Raw genomic sequence first — 17,180 nt, 5'->3', positions numbered from 1 at the left:
GTACCGCCGTACGGGGCCGGCCCACGTCCCGTACGGCGGGCCCCGTCACAGCGCGCGGTGCATGATGTGCAGGCCGACGTAGCCGAGCCGCGGGTGCCGGAAGCCCTCGGGAAGCGTCCCGAGGACCTCGAAGCCGAGCGACCGGTAGAGCGCCACCGCCGGGGTGTTGGAGGCCACGACGGCGTTGAACTGCATCGCCCGGTAGCCCGCGGCCCGCGCCCACTCGACCGAGTACGCGCACAGTGCGCGCCCGACGCCCTTGCCCTGGTGGGCGGGGTCGACCATGTAGCTGGCGCTCGCGATGTGCGAGCCGTTGCCCATGTGATTGCGGTTCATCTTCGCGGTGCCCAGCACGGCACCCTCGTCGTCGACCGCGACGACGGTACGGAACGGCTCCGCGACCATCCACCAGTCGCGGGCCTGCTCGCTCGTCAGATCCGGCGGGTAGGTGAACGTCTCGCCCTCGGTGATGATGCGCTGGAAGAACGGCCAGACGGCCGGCCAGTCCCGGTCGGTTGCTTCCCCGATCAGCATCGGGCCAGCCTGCCCGCTGCCGTACGGCCGCCGCCACCGCTTATCCGCCCGGCCCGTGCCGTCCGTCCCGTCCGCCCGGCGGCACTAAGCTGGGCGCCCATGGACGACAGCGCGCCCCGCATACGCATCCGGCCCGGCGGCCCCGCCGACGCACCCGCCGTGCTCGACATGCTCGACGGCGCCGTGGCGTGGATGAACAGCCGCGGCAACACCGAGCAGTGGGGCACCACCCCGTACTCGCGCAAGCCCGGCGGGGTGGAGCGGGTGCAGCGCTACACCACCGAGAACATGCCCTTCGTCGCCGAGGTGGACGGAGTGCCCGCCGGGGCGCTGGTGCTCGACACCGGCCCCAGCCCGCAGATGCCCATCGCGCCCGCCGCCGAACCCGAGCGCTACGTCCGGCTGCTGGTCTCCGACCGGCGGCGCGCCGGGCAGGGCATCGGCGCGGCGCTGCTGGAGCACGCCGCCGAGCAGACCCGGCAGGCGGGCGTGTCGCTGCTGCGCGTCGACTGCTGGGCGGGCGGCGGGGGCGGCCTGGTCGCCTTCTACGAGCGCTGCGGCTTCACCCGCACCGAGAGCTTCCTGTCCGGCAGCTGGCCCGGACAGGTCCTGGACCGCCGGGTCTGAGGCCGTTCCGCCCGGTCAGCCGAGGCGGATGTGCTTGACGCTCACCCAGGTCCGCCGCAGCCCGCCCCGCAGCGGGCCGTCGGTGTCGGGCGCCGCGTCCAGCCCGGCGCGGGCGGCGATCCGCCCGGCCACCTCCGGGACGCCGATACGGTCGGTCCACAGCTGCTCGGCGAACTCCGGCGCGCGCAGCCGCTCCAGACACAGGTCCAGCTTCCCGAGCGCGAAGCTCTCCCGCCGCAGCGGGACGTCCTTCCCGGCGACCGCCCCGACCGCCCACCCGAAGGCGCGGCCGCGCAGCCGCCGCACGACGGTCTCCCGCTCGGCGAGCAGCGCGAAGTGCCGTACGTCGTGCCCGCGCTCGCGCAGCCGTCCGACCGTCTCGGCGAAATACCCCGGCTCCACGACCGTCATCGGCACGATCACCGCCCCCGGATGCCGGGTCGCCGCGATGTCGAGGACCTCGAAGACCCCCTCCCGCCACGCCCTCAGGTCCTGGAAGTCCCCGCGCAGCGCCCGCGGCAGCGCCCGGTGCAGCCCGAAGCCGACGTTCTCCGGATCGCACACCACACTGCCCGCGACCCGCCTGGCCAGCTCGTACGCGGTCGCGGTCTTGCCGCCCCCGAAGGGCCCGTTGATCCATACCAGCATCCCCCGACCCTACGCGCCCGGACCGTCTCCCGGCCGGAGGCGGAGAGCGGGGGAGCCGGCCGACGCGGTCAGCCCTCCGTCGGGGAGACGAAGTCCCGGCTGCGGATCAGCAGCAGCGAGAGCACGCCGCCGACCAGCGCGATGACCGCCGCGACCAGCAGGATGTGGTCCAGGCCCGAGGTGAAGGCGGCGCGGGCCGCGGCGGCCGCCGCGGGGCGCTGCGCGGGCGGCAGGTGCGCGATGGCGGCGGAGGACTCGCCGTTGGTGAGCGCCGACGCGAACTGCGGGGCCTGCGGACCGAGCCCGGGGATCCGGCTCAGCTGCTCCGTCACCACCGACTGCACCCGGGTGGCGAACAGCGAACCCAGCAGTGCGATGCCGGTCGCGACGCCGACCTGCCGGAAAGTCGAGTTCACGCCCGAGGCCATGCCCGCCTGGCGGGCCGGGACGACGCCCACCGCGGTCGACGCGAGCGGCGGGTTGATCATGCCGATGCCGACGCCCGCGAGCAGCAGGCCGGGGATCAGGTGCGTCCAGTCCGAACTCGCGCCCAGCCCGCGCATCCACAGCAGGCCCAGGCCCACCACGATGCCGCCCGGCCCGATCAGCAGCCGCACCGGCACGCGCGACGACAGCCGCCCGGAGACCGCGGCCACCACGAAGATCGGCCCGGAGGCCACCAGCAGCCGCAGACCCGTGCCGAAGGCGGAGTAGCCCAGCACGTCCTGGATGTAGAGCGTCAGGTACAGGAACATCGCGAAGATCGACGCGGACATGGTGAAGGCGGCGACCAGCCCGCCGGAGAAGGTGGGCTTGCGCAGCAGCGACAGGTCGAACATCGGGTGGCGTCCGGCGACCTCGATCGCCAGGAAGGCGCCGAACAGCAGCGCCGCGGCGGAGAAGCACTCCAGCACGAGGGTGTCGGTGAAACCCCGCTCGCCGGACTTGATCAGCGCGAAGACCAGGAAGGCGAGCGAGCCGGTGAAGGCCGCGAAGCCCCACCAGTCCGGCCGCCGCGGCCGCGGGTCACGCGACTCGCGGACCCGCTTCCACGTCACCGCGAGCGCCAGCAGCCCGACCGGCACATTGACGAAGAAGATCCAGCGCCAGGAGATCCCCGAGGTCAGCGCGCCGCCCACGACCGGCCCGACCGCCACGGCCAGGCCGGTGACCGCGCCCCACACCCCGAAGGCCAGCCCGCGCTCGCGGCCGTGGAAGGTCTCGGCGAGGATCGCCAGCGACACCGCGAACATCGCCGCGCCGCCGATGCCCTGGAGCCCGCGCGACAGCTCCAGGAAGAGCGTGCCGGTGGCCAGCCCGCACAGCAGCGAGGCGATCGTGAAGACGGTGAGACCGCCCAGGTAGGCGCGTTTGCGCCCGAACAGGTCCGCCAGCGAGCCGCACGTCAGCAGCGTCGAGGCGAGGGTGAGGGCGTAGGCGTCGACGACCCATTGCAGGTCGGAGAAGCTGCTGTGCAGCTCCCGCTGGATGTCCGGCAGCGCGACGTTCACGATCGTGATGTCCAGCAGCAGCATGAACGTGCCGACGCACACCGCCGTCAGCGTCCACCAGCGGTGGACCTCGCCCTGCTGCGCCTGTCCGCCCGAGGGTGCGGCCTTTGCCGCGGCGGGGGTCTGGGCCCTGGTCGCCATGGTGCCTGCCTCTCAGGGTGATGTGACCAGCGCCGCCTCCACCTCGCGGAGGAAGTCGTCCAGGTCGTCGGGCGTCCGCGACGTGATCAGCGTCCAGCCGCCGGTGCCGTCGGCGACCACCGGGCGGTCCACCCAGCGGCCGCCCGCGTTGCCGATGTCGGTACGCAGCGACGGGTACGACGTGAGCGTCTTGCCGCGCACCACGTCCGCCTCGACCAGCGCCCACGGGCCGTGACAGATCGCCGCGACCGGCCGCCCCGAGGCGGCGAAGGCGCGGGCCGTCTCCACCGCCCGGTGGTCCATCCGCAGATGGTCGGCGTTCAGCGCGCCGCCCGGCACCAGCAGCAGGTCGTAACCCGCCGGATCGGCGTCGTCGAGCGTCGTCGTCGGCGGGACGCTGCGGCCCGGGTCCTTGTCGCCGACCAGCGTCTGCACCGGCTCCCCGGACACCGCCGCCACGTCGACGTCGGCGCCGTTGCCGCGCAGATGGTCGACGGGGACGATCAGCTCGTCCTGCTCGACCCCGTAGTTCGTGACCACCGTGAGGACCCTGCGCCCCTGGAGATCGTTGCCGGCCATGGGCTGTGCTCCTTTCCCGGGTGCTTGCGCACCGTCCTCCCACGCGTGCCCGACCGCAACGCCGGTATGCATAGCCGTCCCGCACCCCCGCCGATTGCCGCCGCACAGGACGGGTACGCGCCAGACCAGGGACAATGCCGACCGCGTACGAGCCAAGGAGACGTCACGATGGACGAAGCCGCCGACACCGCCGCCCCCGCGGCGCGCCCCGGTCGCCCGTGACTGCCGGCGACGGCGACGGCACGGACCCGCCGCGGCAGGCAGACGACGACGGCCGCACCACCGGCACCGTCGTCGTCGCGCTGCTGGCCAATGTGCTGATCACCCTCGCGAAGGCGGTGACCGGAGCGCTCACCGCCTCCCCGGCCCTGCTCGCCGAGGCCGCGCACTCCGTCGCCGACACCCTCAACGAGGTGTTCCTGCTCGCCTCGGTCCGCCGCAGCCGGCGCCGCCCCGACGCCCTCCACCCCTTCGGCTACGGCAAGGAACGCTACTTCTGGGCGCTGCTCGCGGCGGTCGGCATCTTCGTCACCGGCGGCTGCTTCTCCTTCTACCAGGGCCTGCACGCCTGGTTCACGCCCGAGCACCAGTCCACCGGCGGCTTCGTGGCCACGTACGCGGTCCTCGGCGTCGCCCTCGTCGCCGAGGGCACCTCGCTGCTGCGCGCCGCCGCCCAGCTGCGGGCCCGCGCGCGGTCCCACGGCCGCACCCTCGCCCGTGAGGTCGCCGCGAGCGACGACCCGACCGTGCGGACCGTCTTCGCCGAGGACGCCACCGCCGTCCTCGGCGTACTGCTCGCCGCCGGGGGCGTCCTCGGCCACCAGCTCACCGGCTCCCAGCGCTGGGAGGCCGCCGCCGCGCTGGCCATCGCCGTCCTGCTGGTCCTCGTCGCCTACGGCCTCGGGCGCGCCGCCCGCGACCTGCTCGTCGGCCAGGCCGCCGACCCGCGCCAGCAGCGGCAGGCCTACGGCATCCTCGCCGAACAGCCCGAGATCGACACGGTCACCGCCCTCCAGACCATGCGCCTCGGCGTCGACACCGCGCTGCTCGCCGCCCGCGTCGACCTGCGCGCGGGCATCGACAGCGAGCAGGTCGAGGAGGTCAGCGTCCGCATCAAGGCCGAACTCCACCGCGGCTGCCCGGCCTTCACCGAGATCTTCCTCGACATCGTCGACGCCGACACCACCGACCGCGCCCGCGCCGCGGCCCACCGCGACGCGATCGACCGCGCAGCCGCAGCCCAGGACGACACGGACCTCTCCCCCTGACCCCCACCAGGCCCCACTCCCCCCGGGGGCGCACCTTCCAGGGGCGCGGGGAACTGCGCGCCCAGCCCCCAGCGGCGGGAAGGTCGCGGTGCCCACCGCAAGGCGCACCCCGTAGCGTCCCAGGGGCGCGGGGAACTGCGCGCTCAGCCCCGACGGCGGGAGGGTCGCGGCACCCACCGCAAGGGGCAGCCGGTGGCGCCAAGGGGCGCGGGGAACTGCGCGCTCAACCCCGACGGCGGGAAGGTCGCGGCACCCGCCGCAAGGGGCAGCCGGTGGCGTCGAGGGGCGCGGGGAACTGCGCGCCCAGCCCCCAGCGGCGGGAAGGCCGCGGTGCCCACCGCAAGGCGCACCCCGTAGCGCCCCAGAAGCGCAGCCAACCCGCGGGAGCGGGCCAGGCCCCCTACGCCGCACGAGCGGCACCCGCCGGGTTTCCGGCGCGGCGCGCGGGACAGACGGTGGCCATGGCGTAGCCCATGCGTAGGCGCGGCCGACCCGGCCGCACCGCGCACACGCGGGAGGGAGGCCAGGAAGTGCGCAGGACGCACCACGCGCTCGCCTCGGCCGTCACCGTCCTCGCATGGACGGGCCTCCTGCTCGTTCTCTACGTGATCCTCATCTCGGCCGTGACTCCCCTGGAGTGGGCCGTCGGCGGCGGCCTCGCCCTGCTGGGCGGCTGCGCCGCGGACGCCGTCCGCCGTGCGGAGCGGCCCGCGGTCCGGGCCGACCGCCGTACCGCCGCGGCGCTCGCCGCGCTGCCCGCGGCCCTGCTGCGCGAGACGGCGGAGCTGGCCCGGGCCGTCGTCCGCGCCCTGTTCCGCCGGGACGGCGGATCCGCCGACGACGGCCCGGTCGCCGTACGCCTCCCCGCGGGCGGCGACCCCGCCGTCGTCGCGGTGCTGCTGTCCGCGACGCCGGGCGCGTGCGTCGTGGACATCGCGCCGGGCCCGGCCCCGGAACTGACCGTCCATCTGCTGGGCGGCACGAACCGGCGGCCCTCACCGGTCGAGCGGGCCCTCGGCGTGCGGCGGCCGGAGTGAACGCCTGGCTGCTCGCCGCGTGCGTGCTGCTGCCCGCGGGGGTGGGGCCGTGCGTGTGGCGGGCGTGCCGCGGCGCGCCCGCGCAGCGCCTCGCGGCGACCTCCCTCGCGGGGACCATGGCGGTCGCCGTCTTCCTGCTGGCCGCGCGCGGCATGCACCGCTCGTCGTACGTGGACGTCGCCCTCGTCGCGGCGGTGCTCGCGCCGACGTCCACGCTGGTGTACGCCCGCTGCCTCGCGGGAGGGGCGGACGGCTCGGACGAGGCGGAGGAGCGGGGGTGAGCGCGACCCACGTCCTCGCGCTCGCGCTGCTGTGGTGCGGCGCGGCCGCCCTGCTGCTGGCCGCCGCGGCGCTCGCGGTGCTGCCCACCGCGTACGGCAGGCTGCACGCGCTCGCGCCCGCGACGGGCCTCGGCGTCCCGCTGCTGTGCCTGGGCCTCGCCGTGGACGCGGGCGCGGGCCGGGCGGCGGTGAAGCTGCTGGTCGTCGGCGCGCTCACCGCCGTGTCCGGGCCGGTTGTCACGATCGTCGTCGGCCGCACGATGATCCGCACCGGCGCCGCGCCCGCCCCCGCGACCGGGGCGCGGACGGACGAGGACGGGGCGGCGGAAGGAGAGCCGCCGACGTGAACACCCCCACCGCGGCAGCCGACTTCCTCGTCGGCGCCGCGCTCGTCCTGGTGGTGGCCGCCGCGACGGCCGCCGCGCTCACCCGCGACCCGGTGCGCCAGTCGGTGCTGCTCTCGGCGCTCGGGGTGTGCCTGGCGCTGCTGTTCCTGCTGGTGCAGGCGCCCGACGTGGCCCTGTCCCAGCTCGCGGTGGGCAGCGCGATCACCCCGCTGCTGATCCTGCTGACGGTCCGCAAGGTGCGCCGCGGCGCGCGCGACCGCCCGCGGGACGGCGGCGCGGCGCGGCGCGAGCGGGGGAGCGGGCGGTGAACCGGCGCGCCCGCGGCATCGTCTTCCTGCTGGCCGCCGCCGTCTTCGCGGTCTTCTTCTCCCTCGCGTGCACCGGCCTGCCGCACTTCGGCACCGCCGACCACCCGTACGGCACCAGGGCGGTCGCGGCGTCGGTGCGGCAGCACACCGCGAACGTGATCTCGTCGGTCAACTTCGACCAGCGCGCCCTGGACACCCTCGGTGAGGAGTCCATCCTCTTCGGCGCGGTCCTCGGCTCCCTCGTCCTGCTGCGCCGGGCGCGCGACGAGGACCGCGCGGAGCCCGCGCCGCACCCCGTCCTGCCGTCCACGCTGCTGCTCGGTGCGGGGCTGCTGCCGGTGACGGTGCTGGTGGGCGGGTACGTCGTGGCGCACGGCCAGCTCAGCCCCGGCGGCGGCTTCCAGGGCGGGGTGCTGCTCGCGACGGGGCTGCACCTGGCGTACGTGGCGGCCGACTACCGGGTGCTGCGCCGGGTGCGCCCGCTCGCCGTCTTCGCCGCGCTGGACGCGGTCGGGGCGGGGGCGTTCACCGCGCTCGGCTTCGCCGGGCTCATCGCGGGCGGCGCCTTCCTGCAGAACGTGCTGCCGCTGGGCACCTTCAACCAGCTGGCCTCCGGCGGCCTGGTGCCGCTGGTGAACGCCGCCGTCGGGGTGGAGGTCGCCTCGGGCGTGATCGTGCTCGTCGCGCAGTTCCTGGACCAGGCCGTGGAGATCGACGAGCCCGCCGCACATCCACCCGCACCCCCCGGCGGCCCGCGCGAAGAAGGAGACGAACGGTGAGTGTGCTGCCCTTTCTCGCGGCCGGCTGGATCTTCCTCGTCGGTGTCTACGGCATGGTCACCAGCCGCAACCTGGTGCACGCCGTCGGCTGCCTGGCGGTGACCCAGTCCTCGACGTACGTGCTGCTGCTCGGCATCGGCTACCGGCGCGGCGGCACCGCCCCGGTCTTCTCGGACATCCCCGTCGGTACGACCGTGGTCGATCCGGTGGTGCAGGCCCTGGTCCTGACCGACGTCGTGGTGGGGGCGACCGTCACCGCACTGCTGCTGAGCCTGGTCATCCAGATCCGCAAGCGCACCGGGACGGTGGACCCGGAAGCGCTCACCGACCTGAGGGGCTGAGGGCGTCCGCGTGCCGTCCACCGGAGGGGGAACCGCCGATCTGCTGCCGCTCGCCGTGGCGCTCCCGCTGCTGGGCGCCGCGGTGCTGGTGCTGGCCGGGCGGGTGCTGCCGCGCACCGCCATGGACGCGCTCGCCACCGCGTTCGCCGCCGGGACCGCCGCGGAGATCGCCCTGCTGTGGGCGCGGATCGGCGACCGCGGCGGGCGCGTGGTGTCCTGGGCCGGCGGGTGGACGCCGCACGGCGGGCACAGTGTCGGCATCGTCCTGGTCGCCGACCGGCTCGGCGCCGGCCTCGCCCTGCTCGTCGCGCTGCTGGTCACGGCCGTCCTCGTCTACTCCTGGCGCTACTTCGACGAGCCGCCCGCCCGGCACCGCGGCACCTTCCCCGCGCTGCTGCTGCTCTTCGAGGCGGGCATGTGCGGCTTCGCGCTCACCGGCGACCTCTTCGACGCGTTCGTGTTCTTCGAGCTGATGGGCGTCGTCGCCTACGCCTTGACGGGCTTCCGCATCGAGGACCCGCGCCCGCTGCACGGCGCCCTCACCTTCGGCGTCGTCAACTCGCTCGCCGCGTACTGCTCGCTGCTCGGCATCGGACTGCTCTACGCCCGCACCGGCGAGCTGGGCATGGCGCAGACCGGCGCCGCGCTGGCCGGGCACCGCGCCGACGCGCTCACCGTCACCGCCTTCGTGCTCGTCATGGCCGGGCTGCTGGTCAAGGCGGCGATCGTGCCCTTCCACTTCTGGCTGCCGGACGCGCACGCCGTGGCGCCCACCCCGGTGTGCATGCTGATGTCCGGCGTCATGGTCGAGCTGGGCCTGTACGGCGCCGCGCGCGTCTACCTCACGGTCTTCGCGGGCCCCGGCGGCATCCCCGCGGAAGCGGTGACCCGCACCCTGGGCACGCTCGGCGCGCTGACCGCCCTGACCGGCGCCGTCATGTGCTGGCAGCAGCGGCACCTCAAGCGGATGCTGGCCTTCTCCACGATCGCGCACTCCGGGCTGTGGCTGCTCGGCCTCAGCCTGCACGGCGCGGACGCCACCGCGGGCACCGCGCTCTACGTCGCCGGGCACGCCGGGGTCAAGGCCGCGCTCTTCGGCCTGACCGGCGTCCTGCTCGACCGGCACGGCTCGGTCGACGAGCACGGCCTGTACGGCACGGAGCGCGGCTCGCCGTACACCGGCGCGCTGTTCCTCACCGGGGCCCTCGCGCTCGCCGGGCTCCCGCCGTTCGGCACCGCGCTCGGCAAGGCCGTCGCCGAGCACGCGGCGGGGGAGCACCTGCCGTGGCTCCCCGCGCTCTACGTCCTGGTGTCGGCGCTGACCGGCGGCGCCGTGCTGCGCGCGGGCCTGCGTATCTTCCGCGGCGCCGGGCCGCGGCCCGAGCCGAGCCACTCCGACGTCGAGACCAGCGGTTCGGGTGAGGAGCCCGAGGTGCGCGACCCGCGCCGCAGGGTGCCGCGCACCATGACCGCCGTGCCCGCCGCCCTGCTGCTGGGCGCCCTCGCGATCGGCCTGTGGCCCGCCACCGGCCGGTCGCTCGGCACCGCGGCCGCCGCCTTCGCCGACCGCACCGGCTACCTGGCGCAGGTCCACGGCGCGCCCGTACCGCTGCCCCCGGCGGCGCCCGAGGCCGCGTGGACGGTGCCCGGTGTGCTGCTCGGCCTGCTGTCCGCCGGTGCCGCGGCGGCGGTCGCGCTCCTGGCGCTGTACCCGGCGGGGCGCCCGCTGCGTGCGGCGGTGCGGTCCGCCGAGCGGCGGTTCGTCGTCCCCCTGCGCCGCCTGCACTCCGGCCACATCGGCGACTACGTCGCCTGGCTGATGGTGGGCCTGGCCGGGCTCATGGTGGCGCTCGCCGCGCAGCTGTGAGCGCACACCGCGCGGCAAACGGCGGAAGTGGGCCAGGAAAATACGCCGGAACCGGGCCTGAACACCGGCCCGCCCGCCCCGTAACGTCGTCCGTGTGACGACCCCTCCGCAGCGCGGACTCGCGCTGGCCCAGCTTGCCAACTCCGTCGGCGACGGCGCCTTCTGCACGACGTCGGCGCTGTACTTCACCCGCGCCTGCGGGCTGTCCGCCGGGCGCGTCGGACTCGGGCTGACCCTCGCCTGGGGCGTGGGCTCGCTCGTCGGCGTGCCCCTCGGCCGGCTCGCCGACCGGCGCGGGCCGCGCGGCACCGCGGTGCTGCTGGCGCTCGCCACCTCCGCGGCGGTGGGCTCCTTCCTCCTGGTACGGGGCTTCGCCGCGTTCGTCGCCGTCGCCTGCGTCTACACCGCGGCGCAGTCCGGTCTGGCGGCGTCCCGGCAGGCGCTGCTGGCCCGCCTCGTCCTGCCCGGTGACCGCACCCGGCTGCTGGCGCGGCTCCAGGCCACGCTCAACGGGGGCCTCGCGGTGGGCGCCGCCGTCGGCGGGCTCGCGCTGGGCATCGGGACGGGCCTGGCCTACCGCGCCGCGCTGGGGCTGGACGCGCTGTGCTTCGCGGGCTGCGCGCTGCTCCTGCTGCGCCTTCCCGCGGCCGGTCCCGGGACGGGTACGGCCCCGGCGCCCGCCGTGGCACCGGTCCGGCGGCCCGGTGTGCTGGGCGACCGGCCGTACGCACTGGTGGCGCTGCTCAACGCCGTGCTGATGCTGCGCCTGCCGCTGCTCAGCCTGGTGCTGCCGCTGTGGATCACCGAGCGGACCGGGGCTCCGGCCTGGCTGGCGTCCGGGCTGTTCGTCCTCAACACCCTCGCGGTCACGCTGTTCCAGGTGCGGACGGCGCGCAGCGTCACCGGCATCGGCAGCGCACTGCGGGCGGTCCGGCTGTCGGGCCTGGTGATGCTCGCCTGCTGCGCCGTCCTCGCCCTGTCGGAGGGGCGCTCGGCCGGACCGGCCGCGGTCGTCCTCGTCACCGGCGCGGTGCTCCAGGTCGTCGCCGAGATGCAGCAGTCCGCGGGGTCCTGGCAGCTGTCCTTCGACCTGGCCCCGGCCCACCGGATCGGCGAGTACCAGGGCTTCTTCGGCACCGGCGTGACCGTCGCCCGCACGCTCGGCCCCCTGGTGCTGACCACCCTGCTGCTGGACTGGGGCACGCCCGGCTGGCTGCTGCTCGGGGCGCTGACGGCCGCGGCCGCCTACGCCATGGGACCGGCCGCCCGCTGGGCCGAACGCACCCGGACGGCCCGCGAAGAGCCCGGCGCCGCGACCGCTCCCGGCCGCCTGGAGACGGCGGGCGCCGTTCCGGCGTGAGACGGGCCCCGGGAGGCGGGCCCTGGGCGGTGGACCCGGGACCCGCGGATCCCTTCCTTCCGCACGGTCGTGCATGCGCCCGCCCGGATCGGGCAGCCGCCGGGAAGCGGCGCGAGGGAGGCACTGGCCGCGGCCACCTCCGCGTCGCTGCTGGACGGCGGTTTCCGCTTCGGCGTCGGCACCGGCGAGGCCCTCAACGAGCACATCACCGGCGGTGCCTGGCCCGACGCGCCCACCCGTATGCGCATGCTGGAGGAAGCGATCCAGGTCGTCCGCAAGCTCTTCACCGGCGACCGCGTCACCCACCGCGGCCCGCACTACACCGTGGAGAACGCCCGCCTCCACACGCGGGAGCGTGCGATCGACACCGTGCACCGGCTGTGGCCCAACGAGCAACTGCCCGGCGAACTGGCCCAGGTGCCGCCCACCCCCGACCACATCGAGCAGGCGTCCACCCTCGTCACCCGGGACGCGGTCGAGGCGGCGGGCGCCTTCGGCGACGACCCGGACAGCCATGTCCGCGCGGTCCGCGCGTACGCCGAGGCGGATTTCGACGAGGTCTACGTGGCCCAGATCGGCCCGGACCAGCGGGAGTTCTTCGACGCCTACCGCAGCAAGGGGCTGCCCGCCCTCCAGGACGCGTCGGCCCGAGCACACCGGTCCTCTGCCGCCGGACCGGCGGGGACCGGAAACGGGCTGACGCGCCGAGCACACCTGTGTAAGGTCCACTCCGTGACAGGGACCATTACTTCATCAGGTGTCGGCAGCACGGACGGACTCGGCCTGGCGGAGCTGAAGCGCGCGTGGGTCGAGGGCTGGGTGGTCTCCCGGGCGGCGGCGCCGCCGGTCGAGGAGTCGTGGGGCTTCACCGTCGACGTCGGTCTGGTGCCGCAGGTGCGGCGGTACGTGCTGCCGGACGCGGACGAGGCGCTCGTCCGCATGTTCGTGCGGACCGTCACCGCGCCCGGCACCTGGATCAAGTGCTTCGTGGAAGCGGAGACCGTCGCGGCCTGGCTCGCCCCGGGCTGGGAAATCGACGCCCCCGGCTTCCTGATGGCCACCCGGCTCGCCCCCGGGCCCGAGCCCCGCTGCCCCGGCGGCTACCGGTTGCGCACCTGGACCCACGGCGGCCTCACCCGCGTGCTCGTCACCACCGGCGACCACGCCTTCGCCGCCCGCGGCCAGATCGCCGTCCCCGCACCCGGCGCCGCCGCCGTGATCGACCAGATCGAGACGGCGCCGGGCCACCGCCGCCACGGCCTCGGCAGCCTCGTCATGCGCACCTTGTGCAACGCGGCGGCCGCCGCCGGATCCCCCACCGCCGTGCTGGGCGCGACCACGGAGGGCCGCGCCCTCTACGAGCACCTGGGCTGGACGGCGTACGGGCCGCTGACCGGCGCCGTCCTCAGCCCGCCCGCCGAACCGTCCGCCACCTCGGGCCGGTAGACCGGCGGCCTCGCGCTCATTCGCGTCCCGGGCTCTCCGGGTCCTCCGTCACGTGCACCGCCGCCTCCTCCGCGCCCGCCGCCGCGCCGTCCACGCCGACGTCCTCGGCCGTCACGGGGTCGCGGGTGGCCCGCTCCATGCCCTGGTCCGGCGCGACGAGCCGCCCGGCGCGGGCGTCACCCGCCTCCGGGTCCACCGGCTCGCCCTCGGTGTCGGAGGTGTCACCGATGCCGTCACCGGCGCCCGGCTGCACGTCCGGCCTCTCCTGGGCCAGGCGCTGGTCGAGCGACTCGCCCTCGCGCTGCTCCTCGGCGGTGGTGCCGGGGCCTTCCACGGCATAGGGCCGCTCCGGTGGGGAGTAGCCCTTGTCCAGTTCGGCGTCGTAGTCGTCCTCGCCGAGGGCGTCCTCCATGTCCAGCGGGTCGGCCTGCTCGTCCTCGTCACCGGTCGGCTGATAGACCTCGTCGCCCATCGTCTCGTCGCTCATGACGGCACTCCTTCCGCAAAGCGGTGTGGCCTGCGGCTGCCCGCTGATCGTCCCGCCATGCATGCGCGGCCGGGCATCCGCCGTCCGGGGAACGGCGCGCGTGCGGGCCCGCACGCCGGAGTATCTGCGCCGCGACGCCCCGCCGGGCGGCAGGGCCGCAGGTCCGACCCGCGGGAGCGGAAGGTGCCGGGCGGGGCGGTCTTCGCCGCCGGTGTCCTCGCGGTCGCGGGACCCGACGACCACCGGCTCTCGCCCCGCCGCGCCCTGCGGCGGGCCCAGGGGCACCGCGCAAATGTTTCCGGGCCGGTCACCGGGTTATTCGCGGAGTATGACCGATGGTGAATTGCGGGCACTTGCCCTGGTCTGCACCCTCAAGCCCGGCCCCGCGCCGTCCAGCTCCCAGCTGCTGGCCGAGCAGGTGCTCGACGCGCTGCGCGGGCACGGCGTCAGCGGGGAGGCGGTGCGGATCGCCGACCACGACGTCCGGCCCGGCGTGACCGCCGGCGCGGCGGGCGGCGGCGACGCCTGGCCGGGCATCCGCGCCCGGATGCTCGCCGCCGACATCCTCGTCCTGGCCACGCCCATCTGGCTCGGCCACCCGTGCAGCGTCGCCCAGCGGGTGCTGGAACGCCTCGACGGCGAGCTGTCCGAGACCGACGAGCAGGGCCGGATGCGCACCTACGGCAAAGCCGCCGCGGTCGCCGTCGTCGGCAACGAGGACGGTGCCCACAAGGTGAGCGCCGACCTCTTCCAGGGGCTGGGCGACGTCGGTTTCTCCCTCGCGCCCAACGCCGTCACCTACTGGGTCGGTGAGGCCATGCACGGCACCGACTACCAGGACCTGGAGGAGACGCCCGACAACGTCAAGACCACCACCGCGACACTCGCGGCCACCACCGCGCACCTCGCGCGCGTACTGCGCGGCGCGCCCTACCCGCCGGTCTGACCGGCCCGGGTGCCCACGACCCCCGACCGACAGGAGCCGCCGTGCCGAACCAGGTCACCGCCACCGTCCCCGTACCGGACGCGTTGCCCGCGCTGGACCGCGTGTGGCGCCTCCCCGGCGTCTACCGCCCGCAGGCCGACACCGCGCTGCTCGCCGCCGCACTCCACCGCGAGTCGCTGCCCGGCAGCGACGTCCTCGACGTCGGCACCGGAAGCGGCGCGCTCGCCCTCTACGCCTCCCGGCTCGGCGCCCGCGTCGAGGCCGTCGACGTCTCCTGGCGGGCACTCGCCGCCGCCCGTGTCAACGCGCTGCGCGCCGGCCGCCGGATCGAGGTGCACCGCCGCGACATCCGCCGCCTCGCCGACCGCGCGGACGCACCCGCCTACGACCTGGTCCTCAGCAACCCGCCGTACGTCCCCGCGCCGCCCGACGGCCCCGCCACCGCACACCGCGCGGCCCGCGCCTGGGACGCCGGGCCCGACGGGCGGCAGCTGGTGGACTCGCTGTGCACCGCCTCCGCCGGGCTGCTGCGCCACCGGGGGGTGCTGCTCATGGTGCACTCGGCGCTGTGCGGGCCGCAGCGCACCGTGGACCACCTCACCGGCCTCGGCCTGTCCGCCGAGATCCGTACCCGGGCCCGCGTCCCGCTCGGCCCCGTACTGCGCTCCCGGCTGCCCTGGCTGCACGCCAGCGGCCTGCTGGCGGCGACCGACGACCAGGAGGAGCTGGTGGTGATCCGTGCCGAACGCCGATGAGCGCGACCCGGTGCGGGGCACCGCCCGGGAGGACGCGGCGGATGCCCCGCCGGACGCGTGCGCGCCCGCACGGCGGGTGACCGTCGAGAGCGGCGGGCCCGCGGTCGTCGAAGACCCCGTGGAGGTCGTCACCGACGACGGCACGGTGGCGGTCTCGCACCGCTTCGCCGTCGCGATCTGCACCTGCCGCCGCAGCGCCACCTACCCCTGGTGCGACACCAGCCACCGCGCGCACGAGCGCCCCCCTCGCGGGGACGGCGGCACGTGACCGCGCCCGCGCTCCCGTACGCACCCGCGCTTCCCGCCGTCCGCGGGCCGCTCTCGCACGGTGTGGTCCAGGCGCTGCGCACCGGCCGGACCCCCGTCGCCGGACTGCCGCGGCGCGCCGCGGAGGCCGCACCGTACGGCGACGACCTCCAGCTCGCCCTCCACGTCCTCTACGAGCTGCACTACCGCGGCTTCGCGGGAGTCGCCGACGACCGCGAGTGGGACCCCGCACTGCTCGCCGTCCGCGGCGCGCTGGAGGACCGCTTCCTCGGCGCCCTGCGACGCGACGTGCCGGGGCCGCGCGACCCGGCGCAGGTCCTCGCCGAACTGCTCGTCGAGCCCGCCGACACCTCCGGCTCCGTCGCCCACCACCTGCGGCGCCACGGCGACCTGGACCAGTTCCGCCAGTACGCCGCCCTGCGCTCCCTGTACCACCTCAAGGAGGCCGATCCGCACGCCTGGGTGCTGCCGCGGCTGCACGGCGAGGCGAAGGCGGCGATGGCCGCGATCGAGTACGACGAGTTCGGCGCCGGGCGGGCCGACCAGGTGCACGCCCGGCTGTTCGCCGACCTCATGGCCGACCTGGACCTCGACCCGTCCTACGGCCGCTACCTCGACCGCGCCCCGGCGCAGATGCTCGCCGTGGTGAACCTGATGTCGCTGCTCGGCCTGCACCGCGCCCTGCGCGGCGCGCTGGTCGGCCACTTCGCCTGGGTCGAGGTCACCTCCTCGCCCGGCTCCCGGCGACTGGCCGCGGGCCTGCGCCGGGCGGGTGCCGGGCCCGCCGCCCAGCGCTTCTACGACGAGCACGTGGAGGCCGACGCCGTCCACGAGCAGGTGGTGCGCCACCGGGTCGTGGACGGCCTGCTGGCCGCCGAACCCGGCCTCGCCGCGGACGTCGCCTTCGGCGCGGACGCCACGACCTTCGTCGAGGACCGCTTCGCCGCCCACCTGCTGACGGCGTGGCGCTCGGGCCGCTCAGCCCTGCGCTGAGCCCGTGCGGGGTCAGCCGGTCGGGCGCGGGTGGTTGCGGTGCTGGTTCAGGCGGGCTGACGCGTGGTCGTTGAGGGCGCTGCCCCAGGTGCGGGGTCTGCGTAGTACGGGGGGCAGGTCGCGGTCCGCCGTCGGCTCGACGTTCCGGCCGGGGACGGGGGACGGGGGTACGGCGTCGTGCGGGGCCGAGGGCAGGGCCGGGCGGCCGGGGAGGTGAGCTTCACCGTGAGGGCCGGGGCCGGGCCGTGGCCGAGGCCGGCGGCCTTCGCGGCGGGGGTGAGGACGACCCGGGTTCGGCGCCGTCCAGCGCGCTGACGATGCGGTCGGCGGCGCGCCCCGCGTCCGTCGGCACCGGCGGGCTGCCCGTCACGGCCGAGAACCAGCCGAACTCGCGGTCCGCCTGCCCGCCGAACTCCGCGGCCAGGTGCGACCCGGTCCGCATCAGCCCCGGATGCGCCGCCGTGACGCTCACACTGCTGTCGGCCAGTTCGGCGTTGATCATCTCTGGCCGATAGTGGCGGCGCGGGAAGCCGCTGGTCCCGCGGTCCGTGGGGCCGTTTTCCGGACATGTGCATATGTCGTCCTTGACGCGGTAACCGGCGTCGCCACACCATTCCAGGGCCATACCGTTTGCCTCGAAACGCCCGCATGCACGGGG

The 17,180-nt window shown here is 75.7% G+C and carries 21 protein-coding genes and 1 pseudogene; 16 read left to right on the top strand and 6 right to left on the bottom strand.

All coding sequences use genetic code 11. The features are described from left to right. Positions 1 to 45: 45 nt before the first annotated feature. Positions 46 to 534 (bottom strand): GNAT family N-acetyltransferase, encoded by a 489-nt coding sequence (locus ACH4PY_RS19990; RefSeq protein ID WP_398184132.1) that lies wholly within the window; start codon positions 532 to 534, stop codon positions 46 to 48. Positions 535 to 633: 99 nt separating this feature from the next. Between ACH4PY_RS19990 and ACH4PY_RS19985 the strand changes: the two genes are divergently transcribed. Then, entirely contained in the window at positions 634 to 1,161 is a 528-nt protein-coding gene (locus ACH4PY_RS19985; RefSeq protein WP_398184129.1) for a GNAT family N-acetyltransferase, read from the top strand. Positions 1,162 to 1,176: 15 nt separating this feature from the next. Here the strand turns inward: ACH4PY_RS19985 and ACH4PY_RS19980 are convergent, their stop codons facing one another. From ACH4PY_RS19980 to ACH4PY_RS19970, 3 genes are all read right to left on the bottom strand, one after another. Beyond that, complete coding sequence (locus ACH4PY_RS19980) at positions 1,177 to 1,809, bottom strand: AAA family ATPase (protein ID WP_398184126.1); 633 nt, start codon at positions 1,807 to 1,809, stop codon at positions 1,177 to 1,179. 68 nt (positions 1,810 to 1,877) lie between these two features. Beyond that, positions 1,878 to 3,461 carry an MFS transporter gene (locus ACH4PY_RS19975; RefSeq protein WP_398184123.1) on the bottom strand — a complete coding sequence of 528 codons (1,584 nt, stop codon included), beginning with the start codon at positions 3,459 to 3,461 and terminating at the stop codon, positions 1,878 to 1,880. Positions 3,462 to 3,473: 12 nt separating this feature from the next. Beyond that, a complete protein-coding gene (locus ACH4PY_RS19970) occupies positions 3,474 to 4,040 on the bottom strand; it encodes a DJ-1/PfpI/YhbO family deglycase/protease (RefSeq protein ID WP_398184120.1) in 567 nt (188 codons plus the stop codon). Positions 4,041 to 4,174: 134 nt separating this feature from the next. On the opposite strand from ACH4PY_RS19970, the gene ACH4PY_RS19965 reads away from it, so the two are divergent. The 11 genes and pseudogenes from ACH4PY_RS19965 to ACH4PY_RS19915 all read left to right on the top strand — a co-directional run bounded on the left by ACH4PY_RS19965 (position 4,175) and on the right by ACH4PY_RS19915 (position 13,074). Further along, positions 4,175 to 5,308 (top strand): cation diffusion facilitator family transporter, encoded by a 1,134-nt coding sequence (locus ACH4PY_RS19965; RefSeq protein WP_398184117.1) that lies wholly within the window; start codon positions 4,175 to 4,177, stop codon positions 5,306 to 5,308. A gap of 530 nt (positions 5,309 to 5,838) precedes the next feature. Next, positions 5,839 to 6,345, top strand: coding sequence for a hypothetical protein (locus ACH4PY_RS19960; protein WP_398184114.1), 507 nt, complete (start codon positions 5,839 to 5,841; stop codon positions 6,343 to 6,345). Further along, complete coding sequence (locus tag ACH4PY_RS19955; RefSeq protein ID WP_398184111.1) at positions 6,342 to 6,626, top strand: monovalent cation/H+ antiporter complex subunit F; 285 nt, start codon at positions 6,342 to 6,344, stop codon at positions 6,624 to 6,626. Before ACH4PY_RS19960 ends, ACH4PY_RS19955 begins: the two co-directional genes overlap by 4 nt. Beyond that, positions 6,623 to 6,973 (top strand): monovalent cation/H(+) antiporter subunit G, encoded by a 351-nt coding sequence (locus tag ACH4PY_RS19950; protein ID WP_398184108.1) that lies wholly within the window; start codon positions 6,623 to 6,625, stop codon positions 6,971 to 6,973. The genes ACH4PY_RS19955 and ACH4PY_RS19950 overlap by 4 nt, the downstream gene beginning before the upstream one ends. Continuing rightward, on the top strand, positions 6,970 to 7,281 hold the full coding sequence (locus tag ACH4PY_RS19945; RefSeq protein WP_398184106.1) for a Na(+)/H(+) antiporter subunit B: 312 nt from the start codon (positions 6,970 to 6,972) through the stop codon (positions 7,279 to 7,281). Before ACH4PY_RS19950 ends, ACH4PY_RS19945 begins: the two co-directional genes overlap by 4 nt. Further along, a complete protein-coding gene (locus ACH4PY_RS19940; RefSeq protein WP_398184104.1) occupies positions 7,278 to 8,060 on the top strand; it encodes an MnhB domain-containing protein in 783 nt (260 codons plus the stop codon). The genes ACH4PY_RS19945 and ACH4PY_RS19940 overlap by 4 nt, the downstream gene beginning before the upstream one ends. Then, positions 8,057 to 8,401, top strand: coding sequence for a sodium:proton antiporter (locus ACH4PY_RS19935; RefSeq protein ID WP_398184102.1), 345 nt, complete (start codon positions 8,057 to 8,059; stop codon positions 8,399 to 8,401). The genes ACH4PY_RS19940 and ACH4PY_RS19935 overlap by 4 nt, the downstream gene beginning before the upstream one ends. A 121-nt stretch (positions 8,402 to 8,522) precedes the next feature. Next, entirely contained in the window at positions 8,523 to 10,268 is a 1,746-nt protein-coding gene (locus tag ACH4PY_RS19930) for a complex I subunit 5 family protein (RefSeq protein ID WP_398184667.1), read from the top strand. Positions 10,269 to 10,362: 94 nt separating this feature from the next. Beyond that, positions 10,363 to 11,628 (top strand): MFS transporter, encoded by a 1,266-nt coding sequence (locus ACH4PY_RS19925; protein ID WP_398184099.1) that lies wholly within the window; start codon positions 10,363 to 10,365, stop codon positions 11,626 to 11,628. A 120-nt stretch (positions 11,629 to 11,748) separates the two neighbouring features. Further along, positions 11,749 to 12,267: pseudogene (locus ACH4PY_RS19920) on the top strand (LLM class flavin-dependent oxidoreductase); the annotation flags it as partial. Between the two features lie 300 nt (positions 12,268 to 12,567). Continuing rightward, positions 12,568 to 13,074 (top strand): GNAT family N-acetyltransferase, encoded by a 507-nt coding sequence (locus tag ACH4PY_RS19915; RefSeq protein WP_398184664.1) that lies wholly within the window; start codon positions 12,568 to 12,570, stop codon positions 13,072 to 13,074. Between the two features lie 16 nt (positions 13,075 to 13,090). On the opposite strand, the gene ACH4PY_RS19910 is transcribed toward ACH4PY_RS19915, so the two are convergent. Then, positions 13,091 to 13,561, bottom strand: coding sequence for a DUF5709 domain-containing protein (locus ACH4PY_RS19910; RefSeq protein WP_398184096.1), 471 nt, complete (start codon positions 13,559 to 13,561; stop codon positions 13,091 to 13,093). A gap of 328 nt (positions 13,562 to 13,889) precedes the next feature. On the opposite strand from ACH4PY_RS19910, the gene ACH4PY_RS19905 reads away from it, so the two are divergent. Genes ACH4PY_RS19905 through ACH4PY_RS19890 form a run of 4 tightly spaced genes read left to right on the top strand, consistent with a single transcriptional unit; the run spans position 13,890 to position 16,522 of the window. Beyond that, complete coding sequence (locus ACH4PY_RS19905) at positions 13,890 to 14,507, top strand: flavodoxin family protein (RefSeq protein WP_398184094.1); 618 nt, start codon at positions 13,890 to 13,892, stop codon at positions 14,505 to 14,507. A 41-nt stretch (positions 14,508 to 14,548) separates the two neighbouring features. Next, the gene (locus ACH4PY_RS19900) at positions 14,549 to 15,262 is read left to right on the top strand and encodes a HemK2/MTQ2 family protein methyltransferase (protein WP_398184091.1); all 714 of its coding nucleotides are present in this window, start codon (positions 14,549 to 14,551) and stop codon (positions 15,260 to 15,262) included. Then, positions 15,246 to 15,530, top strand: a complete 285-nt coding sequence (locus tag ACH4PY_RS19895; protein ID WP_398184088.1) for a CDGSH iron-sulfur domain-containing protein — start codon at positions 15,246 to 15,248, stop codon at positions 15,528 to 15,530. The genes ACH4PY_RS19900 and ACH4PY_RS19895 overlap by 17 nt, the downstream gene beginning before the upstream one ends. Beyond that, positions 15,527 to 16,522, top strand: coding sequence for an iron-containing redox enzyme family protein (locus ACH4PY_RS19890; protein WP_398184085.1), 996 nt, complete (start codon positions 15,527 to 15,529; stop codon positions 16,520 to 16,522). Before ACH4PY_RS19895 ends, ACH4PY_RS19890 begins: the two co-directional genes overlap by 4 nt. A gap of 220 nt (positions 16,523 to 16,742) precedes the next feature. Here ACH4PY_RS19890 and ACH4PY_RS19885 read toward each other — a convergent pair whose 3' ends face one another. Then, positions 16,743 to 17,024 (bottom strand): hypothetical protein, encoded by a 282-nt coding sequence (locus ACH4PY_RS19885; RefSeq protein WP_398184082.1) that lies wholly within the window; start codon positions 17,022 to 17,024, stop codon positions 16,743 to 16,745. Positions 17,025 to 17,180 lie beyond the last annotated feature (156 nt).

The sequence above is a fragment of the Streptomyces sp. NPDC021224 genome (assembly GCF_044332905.1).
Lineage (GTDB): Bacteria > Actinomycetota > Actinomycetes > Streptomycetales > Streptomycetaceae > Actinacidiphila.
The sequence above is the reverse complement of the archived record's forward strand: the minus strand, read 5'-3'. Positions and strand labels throughout refer to the sequence as shown.